Source organism: Mycobacterium sp. NAZ190054, assembly GCF_001545925.1.
In the GTDB taxonomy this organism is placed as follows: domain Bacteria; phylum Actinomycetota; class Actinomycetes; order Mycobacteriales; family Mycobacteriaceae; genus Mycobacterium.
Genome location: NZ_LMVQ01000103.1, coordinates 1 through 12,027, shown reverse-complemented (window position 1 = coordinate 12,027; position 12,027 = coordinate 1). Strand labels below are relative to the sequence as shown.

At 64.4% G+C, this 12,027-nt stretch carries 13 protein-coding genes; 6 read left to right on the top strand and 7 right to left on the bottom strand.

Translation table 11 applies throughout. From position 1 onward, the window contains the following. Positions 1-124: 124 nt before the first annotated feature. The 7 genes from ASJ79_RS09225 to ASJ79_RS09200 form a co-directional block, all read right to left on the bottom strand. Positions 125-778, bottom strand: a complete 654-nt coding sequence (locus tag ASJ79_RS09225; protein WP_067954404.1) for a hypothetical protein — start codon at positions 776-778, stop codon at positions 125-127. Positions 779-780: 2 nt separating this feature from the next. Then, positions 781-1,845, bottom strand: coding sequence for a hypothetical protein (locus ASJ79_RS33785; RefSeq protein ID WP_067954402.1), 1,065 nt, complete (start codon positions 1,843-1,845; stop codon positions 781-783). Between the two features lie 653 nt (positions 1,846-2,498). Next, positions 2,499-3,536 carry a zinc-dependent alcohol dehydrogenase family protein gene (locus ASJ79_RS09215; RefSeq protein ID WP_197420144.1) on the bottom strand — a complete coding sequence of 346 codons (1,038 nt, stop codon included), beginning with the start codon at positions 3,534-3,536 and terminating at the stop codon, positions 2,499-2,501. A gap of 206 nt (positions 3,537-3,742) precedes the next feature. Continuing rightward, complete coding sequence (locus tag ASJ79_RS09210; protein WP_067954399.1) at positions 3,743-4,108, bottom strand: VOC family protein; 366 nt, start codon at positions 4,106-4,108, stop codon at positions 3,743-3,745. Positions 4,109-4,217: 109 nt separating this feature from the next. Continuing rightward, complete coding sequence (locus tag ASJ79_RS33780; RefSeq protein ID WP_231750795.1) at positions 4,218-4,685, bottom strand: alpha/beta fold hydrolase; 468 nt, start codon at positions 4,683-4,685, stop codon at positions 4,218-4,220. Next, positions 4,673-4,969 carry an alpha/beta fold hydrolase gene (locus ASJ79_RS33775; RefSeq protein ID WP_231750794.1) on the bottom strand — a complete coding sequence of 99 codons (297 nt, stop codon included), beginning with the start codon at positions 4,967-4,969 and terminating at the stop codon, positions 4,673-4,675. The genes ASJ79_RS33780 and ASJ79_RS33775 overlap by 13 nt, the downstream gene beginning before the upstream one ends. Positions 4,970-5,223: 254 nt before the next feature. Continuing rightward, positions 5,224-6,000, bottom strand: a complete 777-nt coding sequence (locus ASJ79_RS09200; protein ID WP_255374706.1) for an IclR family transcriptional regulator — start codon at positions 5,998-6,000, stop codon at positions 5,224-5,226. Between the two features lie 241 nt (positions 6,001-6,241). Here ASJ79_RS09200 and ASJ79_RS30835 point away from each other — a divergent pair, with 241 nt between their 5' ends. From ASJ79_RS30835 to ASJ79_RS09170, 6 genes are all read left to right on the top strand, one after another. Beyond that, positions 6,242-7,267: a MaoC family dehydratase gene (locus tag ASJ79_RS30835; RefSeq protein ID WP_197420142.1), complete on the top strand. Its 1,026-nt coding sequence runs from the start codon at positions 6,242-6,244 to the stop codon at positions 7,265-7,267. 57 nt (positions 7,268-7,324) lie between these two features. Further along, positions 7,325-8,242 carry a CoA ester lyase gene (locus ASJ79_RS09190; RefSeq protein WP_067954397.1) on the top strand — a complete coding sequence of 306 codons (918 nt, stop codon included), beginning with the start codon at positions 7,325-7,327 and terminating at the stop codon, positions 8,240-8,242. Positions 8,243-8,305: 63 nt separating this feature from the next. After that, positions 8,306-9,721, top strand: coding sequence for an aldehyde dehydrogenase (locus ASJ79_RS09185; RefSeq protein WP_067954396.1), 1,416 nt, complete (start codon positions 8,306-8,308; stop codon positions 9,719-9,721). After that, entirely contained in the window at positions 9,718-10,878 is a 1,161-nt protein-coding gene (locus tag ASJ79_RS09180; protein ID WP_067954403.1) for an acyl-CoA dehydrogenase family protein, read from the top strand. The genes ASJ79_RS09185 and ASJ79_RS09180 overlap by 4 nt, the downstream gene beginning before the upstream one ends. A 16-nt stretch (positions 10,879-10,894) precedes the next feature. Next, positions 10,895-11,293 (top strand): hypothetical protein, encoded by a 399-nt coding sequence (locus tag ASJ79_RS09175; RefSeq protein WP_067954395.1) that lies wholly within the window; start codon positions 10,895-10,897, stop codon positions 11,291-11,293. Then, a complete protein-coding gene (locus tag ASJ79_RS09170) occupies positions 11,290-11,904 on the top strand; it encodes an alpha/beta fold hydrolase (RefSeq protein WP_082753740.1) in 615 nt (204 codons plus the stop codon). The genes ASJ79_RS09175 and ASJ79_RS09170 overlap by 4 nt, the downstream gene beginning before the upstream one ends. The last annotated feature ends 123 nt before the right edge of the window (positions 11,905-12,027 follow it).

The window sequence follows — 12,027 nt, the reverse complement described above, 5'->3', positions numbered from 1 at the left end:
CACCAACCAGACCATCACCAGCCTGCTGGCCTGGTCACGATGGCGACGACAACACCAATACCGAGCCCGGCAATCGCACTACCGACGACGCGAACAACAATGAACTCGATCTACGGCTGCAGTACTAGGCGAGGGTAAACAGATTCGTCAGATCGCCACCTGACGCGAGGTTCTGACTGCGCTCCCGGTACTCATCCCGCTGCTTCGCGGCGTAAACGTCGACCGCCTGCCCGGCGACCGTGGCACGCACCGCTGTGTACAGCGCTTTCTGCGCGATAACCGTTGCGAAGTCGGCGATGCTGTCGCACGCAGCCGATGACAACGGTCCTCCGTGAACTGCAGCGTTGCGTGACCGCGTCAGCCTGGCCACCCGGTTCTCAAGGCGCTGCCGTTCCATCGCGAACGCCCCGCTGAGCGCAGTGCCCGAGGACAGGATGTCGTCGGTCTCGTTGAGCTGGCGGGATAGCCAGTGATCGGCGTAGATCCGTTTCAGTGCGGCCACGTGTTCTAACGTCTTCTGCCTGTTGATGCGCAAGCCCCAGCTGGCGTCTGTGATGTCTTCTCGGATAGTCGCCAACTCTGCCGGGATCCGAGCACCGGGTGAGCGATCGGGAACATGCTGCACGACCGCGGCGAACACGTCGCGAACTGCGCGGTTGGCGAACGAAGTGACGGTGTACTCGTCGAGGAAGTACTCGGCGACGAACGCGTACCACTTGTGGCCCGCAAGAGGAGCCACCCACCTGTTGGAGTGCTCGATGGCGCGGACCGCGGCCATGATCACAGCTTCGGGGTCGACTGCGGTGCAGCGGCGAGTGATGCTTGTAGGCGTAGGACGGGTTGAAGCTGCGATGCGGCTTGAGCGGTGATCACGTGCCCAGCGGTTGTCATCTCATTCAGGTTGGTCGTGAAGTGATCATTCTCGTAGAAGACGGGGGTAGGGAGGGACTCCTTCAAGCCCCACATGACCGGCGGAAAGTAGGAGGGCTGACCGTCGAAGAGCAGGGTTCCTCCCAGCACCTTCCACATGTTGTCGTGGACACCCACCACGGCCAGCACCGCGTCGAGATAGCTGCGAGCCGCGGAGGTGGCGTTGTGCCGCTGGACGCCACGGACTACGACGCGCGCGTACACCAGCCGCGGCTCGTACTCGAACCCCCTCTGGTCGTCCACCTGCCCCGACGACTGAAGCTCCCGGACCTCCTCGGTCAGCAATTCCTCCGGTACGACGGCGAACAGTTCCCGGACCCGTTGCTCGTCTGCTGCCAGGGCACTCGCGAGCGTTTGCGCGTCGTAGAACGTGACGTCGCCGTGGCTGACGCAAGACATACTCCGGACGAATGCCGGAGCGAGCCGGAACCACACCACGAAGTCTCCGGTCGTCGGCGACACCGCGGCACAGCGTTCAGCCAGGTGTGCGAGCTCCGCCTCGGTCAAAGTCGACTTCGCTTGAGGGTCGTGAGTCTGCGTCTCGTCCGGCTGGTTACCGACCATCGCCTGCGCGAGCTGCACGGTGCCCTGGTAACCCACGAGGACACTGGCAGCTGTAGAGATGGGATCCCAGTGCGTCCGGTCCTGCTTGCGGTGCTCACTCAGCCCCACGACGTTGTCGCGCAGGAACGCCACCCGTTCGTGTGGGTAGCGGATGTGGTCGGTGTCGCGGCACGCGGCAACCAGATCGCGCCAGGCTGCCCCGAGCATGTCGTCTCCGCCGATGACCGCGGTTAGAGCTGAGCAGGCCGCGCCGACAATGGGTCGCTTGGTGTCGTCGAGGCGCGCGCCCCCGTTCGGTCCAGGGGCCAGCAGGTCGTTGGTGATCGCCTGCAGGATCGCTTGCCCCAGCACATCGACCAGTGCCTTGAGCTCAGACCCTAGCCAGTCGAGCGTGTCGGCGAGGTCGGAAGCCCTGGACTGCCAGTCGTATATCTGCCTCCGGTCGTGCTGCTGGGGATCGGCGCAAGCGTCGGCGATCTCCTAAGGATCGCCGTCAACGGCATGTGGCCCGACGTGCAGGTGATCGACTCCTTGCGGCGCGTGTACTCAAGCAGTTCTTCCAGCCATCTGTGGCTTCTCAAGTTATGTGTCCATCCTCCCCCTGTGAGCTGTGCCGATTGAGGCATTCTCAGTCAATGTCCATGCAGGGATTTCTCACTTTAATGTCCACTTGATGATGAGAACGATTGCAGCACAAGGGAGCAAAACGGGGCGAACGACGCTCGTAAGAAGCTTTGTCACGTCACACGGGATCTGCCAGCATGGTCCTGCAGAACCCCGGCGCCATCACTAGCGTCGTGAACGATCGTTTTCAGCATCGTTATTGCGGCAGCCCCCAACACAATACGTTTGCCACAGTGGTGCAGGACCGGCGCCTGGCCCGCGCACTCGGACCATGGACTCCACCCGGAGGAGGGTGCCTCACCGTCGCGCTGGTAGCCGACGTCGCATCCCGCGCACGGTTCCTGAGACGGTCACACTCATTTTACTTGTTACTGACAGGTCTAGGTCACACGGAGTAGGAGTTTGCCTGCCAGGCGGCCCGATTCGAGGATGTGGTGCGCCTCTTGCACGTCATCGAATGACAGCACGCGGTCGATGCCGATTGTCAGCGCGCCGCGGTCGCGGGCGTCACCGATGTAGGCCTTGGCGGCCGCGAGACGATCGGGGAATTCCACGAGTTCGAAGAGGTCGACGAACGACACCGATTTGCGGTCCAGGGACACCAGGGGCACGTCAACGCGGGCGGCACGGATGTCCGGTGAGGTCTGAGCGCCGTAACACAGCACGTGTCCGAATTGCGCGGTCGCGTCGATCAGCGCAGCCAGCAGGGCCCCGCCTACGGTGTCGTAGACGACCTTGGCGCCGCGCCCGCTGGTGAGTTCGGAGACCACGGCGGCGAGGTCTTCGTCGTCGGTAGCGATCGCGTGATCGGCACCCAGTGCCAGGATCTCGGGCTTGCGCGCCGTGGTGCGTGTCGTCGCGATCACGGTAGCGCCGAGGTCGTGGGCGATTTGGATCAGCGCGGTGCCCACCGAGGATGTCCCGGCGGTCACGATCACGGTGTCGCCTCGGGTGATCGGCACTTTAGTGGCGAGGGTGTAGGCCTGCAGACTGGCCATCCACGTCGCGGCCTCCTCCTCGTCGGACCGGTCGTCGGCAACGTGGACGAGGGCATCGATCGGTACGTCGGCGTGTGTCGCGTACGTGCCGGTGCCCACCGTCGGTGACTGAATCGGCAGGATCGCGACCCGATCCCCTGTCTGAAAACCGTCGACCCCCGGGGCAGTCTCCGTGATCGTTCCGACCGCCTCGACACCCAGTGTCGCCGGCAGGGTGGGCGCGATGACGTAATGGTCGCGGCGAAACAGGGCCTCGAAACGGTTCAGCCCGATCGTGTGGATCTCGACTCGTACGTGCCCGGGAGGAAGCGCCGAGAGCTGCAATGGCACCATCTCCAGCACCTCGGGCCCGCCCAGTTGGGTGAATTGCACCCGGCGCATACCCGAGGCCACATCGTTGGCACGTAGTTCGTCAATCATCAACGGATTCATAATCTTTCGCTCCAATGAGTCAGTACTTCGCGTCGCCAGTCCCGGCCGTGGGCCGCTTTAAGCGCTCACGGTCTGTAACTCGTTTTGTTACACCATCAGCCTATGTAACCGAGTTGATTACAGTCAAGTGGGCCAAAGATCTGCGGTGGTGCTGCCAGCGCGAAGTCATTGGTCGTGTACGTGGACGGGCGGGCCTACGGCGCGCCTGCCACGCAGAACACGTTGTTGTCCGGATCGGCGAGGACCACCCATCCGAAGTTTGCACTTGCCTCACGACGGCTGACTTCGGTGGCGCCGGCGGCGATGAGCCGGGCTACGTCGCGCACCCGGTCTTGAGAGTGCAGATCAAGGTGCAACCGGTTCTTCCCCGGCGTCGGGTCGGGCACCTTCTGGAATCCCAGCCGAAGACCGTGCGGCGCGGCGACCGTCACGAACTCGCCGGGCACCGCGATCGTCATCTCGCCGGCGATGGCGTCCGCCCACCATATGGCCAGCCGCTCGGGGTCAGTGCAGTCGAAGGTCACCATTGAGATGTCGAGCGTGAGAGTGCCGATGTCCATTGAATTCTCCATTCAGATTGTTGGTCGCTACGGGAGGCGGAAAGACGGCTCAGGCGCCACGGTCCTGGCCGGTCGGCCACATCACCACCATGCGCAGGCCTGGTTCTCGCTACAGAGCGCGCCAGAAGTCGTTCAGGACGGTGGCGGCAGTGTCGGGGCGTTCGGTGAACCACCAGTGGCCGAGTCCGTTGAGCATCGCGGTCTGTGCGCCGGCTCGTTGGGCGGCCCGGTGGCGTTGGTGGTCAGTGCCGACCCAGTGATCGTCGGTGGCGAAGATGGACAGTCCGGGGCGTGCTGCGGCTTTGTCGAGGTCCTTCCCCAGATTGGCCATGGTAGGTTGGGCGGTGTCGCGGTAGAGCTGCAGGATGCACTCGCCCATGGTGGTGTTCATGCCTGCAGCGACCTCGGGTGCGACCTGCGTCGCGAGTCCGCGGCCGATGAGGTTGGCGGTGCGGTCCAGGTGTGGGACGTTCATCATCTCGGTGATCGCGTCTTCGCCGGCACCGGGTGTCTGCCACGTCTGCGCGAGATCGTGCCACTGGTAGTCGGGGTCGAAGATGCCGATCACGTCAGACACCAGCTGTGCACCAGATCGGGTCGGCTCATCACGGCGTTGAGGGCGTGGATGCCGCCGAAATCGTGTCCCACGATGTTGACCGGGTGGTCGAACTTCTCCAGTTCGCTGATCAGCCAGAGACGGTATTCCTCGGCGGTGGCGGTGAACCCGGTGGGAATCGGTGCGCCGAAGCCGGGTGGAGACAGTCGTATGACACGCGCCGGCTCCAGCAGCGGAATCAAGGTGTTCCAGATGGCCGCGGTTTCGGGGACACCGTGAACGAGGACTGTAAGGGTGTCGGGCATGGGTGGGCTATCTCGCGTTCTGTTGCTGGCACCCCAGGCGGGGTGATGTCTGTCAAGGGCGGTTCAGGCGATTCGCCTGCCGACTGTCAGCAGTGACGGGCACCGGCCCTATTCCCGGGGCCGTTTACGCCGGCTCGCGGGCGGCCTCGGCTGGCCGTAAACGGTTCTGTACGAGTAGGTTTGCCGTCACCGGATGTGTGACGGTGGCATCGTCGCAGTTGGCGGCGCCCGATGGCTTTGCGTAACAAAGCGGTTCAGTGTGAGATCTCATCGCTGATGGCTTGTGCTGTGTCGCGGACCCATGCCCCCCATTCGGGTAGTCGGTCGGCCTGGAAGCGTATGTCGGGCATCGAGATGACGACTGCAGCCACAGGTCTGCCTGCCTTGTTGACCACCGCTGCGCCGACTGCGCAGACGTGTTCACGGTTTTCGGAGATGTTGACCGCATATCCGCGTTCGCGAACGTCGAGGATCTGATGCATCAGCTGTTGTGGATCAACGCTGGTGTTGGGCATGACTTTCTCCAAGGGACGCGCCAGCATCGCCTGCAATTCCGCGGCGGTTAGTCGTGCCATGACGGCTTTGCCACCTGCGCTGGCGTGAAACGGTGTGCTGGCGCCGATGACTTGGACGGACTGGACCGGGTGGATCGAGTTCACCCGCTCGATCAGTACTAGCTGGATATCTCTGTCGGGGACCATGAAATGGATCGCCTCACCGGTGCGGGCGCCCAGCGAAGTCAGGTGTGGGGCTGCAATTTCGCGTAGATCGGTGGGTCCACGACGGGCCAGGGCGAACAAACGGGGACTTAGCTCCCAGCGGGTGGTCGGGCTCGCGGCGGTCTGTGCCCAACCCTCCTGCTCCAGGGTGCGAAGCAGGCGTTGCACCGTGGATTTGGGCAGGTCAAGGTGGCGAGCCAGCTCGCCGACCCCGATAGGCCGCTCCAGGTCGGCCATCGCCTCCAGGACGCGCAAGCCGCGGACCAACGTCTGCGTCCCTGAAGGCCCTCCGGCAGCCGGGGGCGCCTCCATCTGGGCATCCTCAGCATCTGGATCGGCGGAAGTTGCCGGCGCCATCACCGCCGCCCCCGAACCCCGCGCACACAACGACGTCGGACGGAAGGCCGTTTCATGGACCGACCGTATCACTGTGCGGCACGAAAGGCTGAGATATCGACCATCAACCTTCACTAGTCGACGCTCATTGCGCGTTGACAGGCTCGACTGTGGCGCGTAACACTATTGTGTGCCACTAGTAAGCACGCTCATGCCAATGAATGAAACGGACGTGATGACAACTCTGAATCTGGCAGATTGGCCGTTGATTCCCCGCGGCACTGCATTCGAGGACCACACGGTGGGGCGGGTGTTCCACCACCGGTGGAGCCGCACGGTGCACGCAAGCGACAACATCAGCTTCACCACCCAGACGCTGGCGTTCAATCCGGTCTACCTCGACCGAGCAGCAGCGCAGGCCGCCGGGCATTCCGCGGCGGTGATCAACCCGATGCTGGTGTTCGACATGGTGTTTGGGCTCAGCGTGGAAGACCTCAGTGAGGCCGGCGGCCCGTTTTTGGGTGCCAGCGATGTCGAGTTTCTGCGCGAGGTCTATCCGGGTGAGACGTTGTCCGCCTCCAGCACCGTCGTCGAGGCGCGGGGATCGGGCTCGAAGCCCGACACCGGAATCGTCACCTGGCAGACCGAGGGCCGGGTCGCCTCAGGTGAGGTGGTCATCCGGTTCCGGCGCACCAATCTGGTCAGCAGGCGGACCCATCGAGATGACATCACCACTGTACCTGAGGGTTTCGCCGAGGATTTCGTGCCCGGTGCCCGGTTTCGCCACGCCCGCACGCGCACCATTACCGATCTCGATCTCAACGGTTTGACCCTGCTGGTGATGAACACCGCGTCCGGTCATTTCAGCGAGCAGGAGATGGCGGGCTCTCCGTTTGGCGGGCGCATCAACTTCGGTGGTTTGACCTTGGGTCTCACCGTGGGGCTGGCCACCCAGGACACCACCGCACAGGCCGTGCGTGAGATCGGGCTCGACAAGGTTCGCTTCGCCGCACCGGTGCGACACGGCGACTCGATCGGCGCCGCCACCGAGGTTCTCAATGTGCAGCCGGCGCAGCACCACAGCGCCGTGGTGACTTTTCGCCATTTCGGCATCAACCAACACAACGAGATTGTCTGCGAGACAAACCGGGACGTTGAGATTCGAACTCGTTCGGCGCCAGCCGAAGTGGCCTCAACCACCGATGCCCTCCGTCCCGCAACTTCCTCTAGCTCCATCAACTGAAAGGTGTACCCGATCGTGACCTCTACCCGTCGCCCCCTTCGTCCCCGCCGTTCCTGCATGGCCGTGCCCGGCAGCAGCGAGAAGATGCTCAGAAAGGCCCAGGGCTTCGCTGCCGATCAGGTGTTCCTCGACCTTGAAGATGCGGTCGCGGCGGTGGCCAAGCCGGCTGCCCGTGGCACCGTGGTGGAGGCACTCAATCATGGCGACTGGACGGGCAAGACCCGAGTGGTGCGCATCAACGACGCTGACACTGAGTGGGCACATGAAGACGTCCTGCAGGTGGTTCGCGGTGCGGGAGCCAACCTGGACTGCATCATGTTGCCCAAGGTCGAACGCGTCGCCCACATCCACTGGCTGGATGTGCTGCTCACCCAGGTGGAACGTGAAGCCGGACTACCCGTCGGCGGAATCGGCATCGAGGCGCAGATCGAAGGTCCAGCAGGCCTGAGCGAGATCGAGGCCATCGCGGCCGCGACACCGCGCACCGAAGCCCTCATCTTCGGACCCGGCGACTTCATGGCCGCCATGAAAATGCCCGCCCTGACCATCGGCGCCCCCGGCTCCTCAGGGTTCGACCCGTTCGACACGGTGCTCATGACCATCGCCATGACCGCCCGCAAATACGGGCTGCAAGCCATCGACGGCCCGTTCGCCTTGATCAAGGATGTCGACGGTTACCGAGCCTCAGCAGAGCGTGCCGCAGCCTACGGTTATGACGGCAAATGGGTGCTCCATCCCGGCCAAATCGACACCGCCAACGACGTATTCGCTCCCAGTCAGCAGATATACGACAAGGCGGAGATGATCATCGACGCCTACGACCACTATTCCTCAGCGGCCGGCGGGGGGCTCGGCGCGGTCATGCTGGGCGACGAGATGATCGATGAGGCCAGCCGCAAACTCGCCCTGGTCACCGCTGAGCGTGGCCGGCTGCTCAACATGCCCCGCACCACCCGGTTCGAGCCGGCCAGCTGAGCGCGAGCACCAGAACTCCCACCCGAAATACTGCGATCCCCACATGTTCGTCAAGGAGCACCAATGACCGCCACCTTCGACCACTGGATCGATGGTCGCCCCACGCCGACCCTCGGCGGTGACACACTGACCACACGGAGTCCCGCCGACGGTGCGCAGATCGCCACCATAGCGATGGGCACCCCCGCTGATATCGACAACGCCGTCGCTGCGGCCGTGTCCGCGGCGCCGGCGTGGCGCCGCCAGAAACCCATCGAGCGGGGCCGGCTCCTGATGGCACTGGCTGCCGCGATCCGAGCCTCGGCCGCTGAACTGGCTGCCCTGGAGGCTGCCGAGACCGGCAAGCCCGGGTGGCAGGCACCCGTCGAAATCGACGGCTCAGCAGCGTATTTCGAGTTCTACGGTGGGCTGGTGAATGCGCTGCAGGGTCACACCATCGACCTTGGTCCTGCGTACCACAGTTTCACCCGCCGCGAACCGTTCGGCGTCGTCGGCATCATCACCCCCTGGAACGGCCCGCTGAACCAGGCAGCGCGAGCAGTGGCCCCGGCCTTGGCGGCGGGCAACGTGGTGGTGCTCAAACCGTCGGAGTTCACCTCGACCACCTCCCTGGAACTGGCGCGCCTGGCCACCGAAGTGGGATTCCCACCCGGGGTGCTCAACGTGGTCACCGGTGACGGGGCCGGAGTCGGGGCCAGGCTGGTGGCGCACCCGCAGGTGCGCAAGGTGGCATTCACCGGTTCGGTGCGGGCCGGGCGCGAGATCGGCCGCATCGCCGCAGACCGGATCCTGCCGCTGACACTGGAATTGGGCGGCAAGTCAGCCAATATCGTCTTCGCCGACGCCGACCTCGACCGCGCAGTCACCGAATCGCTGAGCGCGTTCACCTTCAACACCGGCCAAATCTGCTCGGCTGGATCGCGGCTGCTGGTGCAGCGCGACATCCACGACGAATTCACCAGGCGGCTGGTCGACGCGGCGCACACCTTGACCGAAAGCGGCCGGCTCGGCCCCCTGACCACCGCCGCCCAGTACGACAAGGTGCTCGAGTACTTCGACATCGCCCGCGCCGACGGCGCTCACCCGGCGATTGGAGGATCTGCCCTCCCCGATCGGGGCAGCGGCTGGTTCGTCGCGCCGACCATTTACACCGGTGTCCACAATGGGATGCGCATCGCCCGCGAAGAGGTATTCGGGCCTGTCGTAGCGATCATCCCGTTCGACGACGACGACGAGGCCGTGGCCATCGCCAACGACAGCGACTTCGGTCTGGTCTCCGGGCTGTGGACCCGCGACATCTCCCGCGCCTTGAACATCGCCGACCGGCTGGAAACCGGGCAGGTCTTCATCAACACCTGGCTGGCCGGGGGCATCGAAACGCCGTTCGGAGGTTACAAACAGAGCGGCTACGGCCGGGAAAAGGGCATCGAAGCGTTGCACGACTACACCCAGGTCAAGTGCGTGACGGTGGCACTGTGACGATCCTGACCGCTGCCCAGCAGCAGCTGCAAACTCAGGCCCGCGACTTCGTGCGCACCGAACTCCTGCCCGTGGCCAACGAACTGGACCCCCAACACGCCGACATCCCCTGGTCGATCGTCGACCGCATGGCCGAACTCGGCTACTTCGGCATCCTGATCGACCGCGAACACGGCGGACTGGGCCTGGGAATGACCGAATACTGCCTGATCGCCGAGGAACTGTCCCGCGGCTGGATGAGCGCAGCCAGCGTCATCGCCCGCGCCAACGGTATCGGCGCCGGCGTGTCCGACCTGCACTGGCGAGACGACATCCTGCGCCGCCAGGCGCGCGGGCAGTGGATCACCGCCGGTGCCTTCAGCGAACCCGAGGCCGGCTCCGATCTCGCGGCCATCTCCTGTCACGCCGAACGCCGCGGCGATGTGTACATACTCAACGGTGAAAAGCGTTGGTGCGGCTGGGCCAAGGCCGCCGACGCCATCCTGCTCCTGGCCCGCACCGCACCGGGGCGCCGTGACGGTCTGGACGTGTTCGTGGTGGAAAAGCCCCGCGGCGAGTTCCCCGCCGGAATCACCGGCACCACGATCCCCAAAATCGGCTACCACGGCATCACCTCCTGGCAGCTGCAGATCTGCGACCTCGAAGTCCCGGCGACGCACCTGCAACTGGCACCGGACGGCCACAGCGGCAACGGCTTCGCCATGTTCGCCACGCTGGTCAACTGGGGCCGCCTCCACACCGCTGCCCGCGCCGTCGGCGCGGCGCGAGGTGCACTCGAAGTCGCCACCGCCTACGCCCAGCAGCGGGTCCAGTTCGGCAAGCCCATCGCCTCGTTCCAAGCGATCAAGTTCAGGCTGGCCGATATGGCCACCCAGGTAGAGGCCGCACGCGCGCTCTACCTCAACGCCGCCGCCCTCTACGACGCCGGATTGGACTGCCAGAAGCAATGTTCCATGGCCAAACTCTTCGCCAGCGAAGTCGCCGAACACGTCGCCAGCTCAGCGATGCAGGTACTGGGCGGCAACGGCTACACCACCGAACACGCCGTGGAACGGCACTGGCGCGACGGACGCCTCACCCAGATCTTCGAAGGGACCTCAGAAATACAACGAACCATCATCGCCCAGCACCTGTTACGCGAAACCTCAACCCCCTGACCAGAAGAGAACACTCATGACCGCACCACGACTCGACCTGCACGCGCTGGAACACCAGTTGCGCCACGACCCCGAGTTCGTCCTCAACAGCCACCAACTTACCGCCACCATCCGCGTCATCATCGGTACCACGCAGTCATTTCAGATCATCGTCGGCAACGGATCACTCACCGAGATCGACCCCGAGGTCACCCCGTTCGATCCCTACGACATCCAGCTCGCCGGCACCGACGAGCACTGGACCCAGCTGCTGGCGGTCATTCCGCCGGCGTTCTACCAAGACTTCTACCCCGCAATGGTCCACCACGGGTTCCGCATCGAGGGCGATATGGAGACAATCATGGCCTACTACCCAGCGATCCGCCGACTCGGAGACTTGCTGCGCACCGTCGCCGCTCGCGAGGTTGCCGCATGAGCGCCCGCCTGGCCGACATCACCGGCCGCTACCTCTATCTCGACGTCGACGGCGTGAATTACCGTGTCTACTACGAAGAAGCCGGGCAAGGGCACCCGGTCGTGTTGCAGCACACCGCCGGTTGCGACAGCCGACAATGGCGCCACCTCCTCGAAGACCCTGACTACACCGACCACTACCGCCTCATCGCCGTCGATCTGCCCTTCCACGGCCGGTCCCTGCCGCCGGAAAGCCAGCACTGGTGGACCGAGGAATACCTGCTGCGCCAAGACTTCCTCCTGGCGTTCTACACCGCCTTCGTCCACGCACTGGAACTCGATCGCCCCATCTATGCCGGAGTATCCCTGGGCGGGCACCTCGCCGCCGACCTCGCGTTGCACCGGCCCGGATTATTCCGGGCCGCAGTGGGATTCGGCGCCGCACTGTCCAGCCACGGCGTGGAACGCTTCCCGCAATGGTTCCACCACCCGCGTATCTCGAACGCCTCCAAGCCGGCGATGATGTACACCGGCTGCGCCCCGCAAAGCCCCGAAGCCTACAAACGCGAAACCGCCTACATTTACAGCCAAGGCGCACCGCCGGTCCTCAAGGGTGACGTGCACTACTACTGAACCACCCCGGGTTTGATGCACACCTTCTTTCGAGGGAAGGTAAGGCGCATCATGCCGAAGAAGTACGACGATCAGTTCAAGGCCCGGGCGGTGCAGTTGGTCATCGGGCACACCGCGGAGTAC

Bases quoted from the DNA above. Each gene is read 5' to 3' on its own strand.
- ASJ79_RS09225 (WP_067954404.1), bottom strand. From the start codon at position 778: ATGGCCGCGGTCCGCGCCATCGAGCACTCCAACAGGTGGGTGGCTCCT.
- ASJ79_RS09215 (WP_197420144.1), bottom strand. From the start codon at position 3,536: ATGATTGACGAACTACGTGCCAACGATGTGGCCTCGGGTATGCGCCGG.
- ASJ79_RS09210 (WP_067954399.1), bottom strand. From the start codon at position 4,108: ATGGACATCGGCACTCTCACGCTCGACATCTCAATGGTGACCTTCGAC.
- ASJ79_RS33775 (WP_231750794.1), bottom strand. From the start codon at position 4,969: ATGCCCGACACCCTTACAGTCCTCGTTCACGGTGTCCCCGAAACCGCG.
- ASJ79_RS09200 (WP_255374706.1), bottom strand. From the start codon at position 6,000: ATGGAGGCGCCCCCGGCTGCCGGAGGGCCTTCAGGGACGCAGACGTTG.
- ASJ79_RS30835 (WP_197420142.1), top strand. From the start codon at position 6,242: ATGAATGAAACGGACGTGATGACAACTCTGAATCTGGCAGATTGGCCG.
- ASJ79_RS09190 (WP_067954397.1), top strand. From the start codon at position 7,325: ATGGCCGTGCCCGGCAGCAGCGAGAAGATGCTCAGAAAGGCCCAGGGC.
- ASJ79_RS09185 (WP_067954396.1), top strand. From the start codon at position 8,306: ATGACCGCCACCTTCGACCACTGGATCGATGGTCGCCCCACGCCGACC.
- ASJ79_RS09175 (WP_067954395.1), top strand. From the start codon at position 10,895: ATGACCGCACCACGACTCGACCTGCACGCGCTGGAACACCAGTTGCGC.
- ASJ79_RS09170 (WP_082753740.1), top strand. From the start codon at position 11,290: ATGAGCGCCCGCCTGGCCGACATCACCGGCCGCTACCTCTATCTCGAC.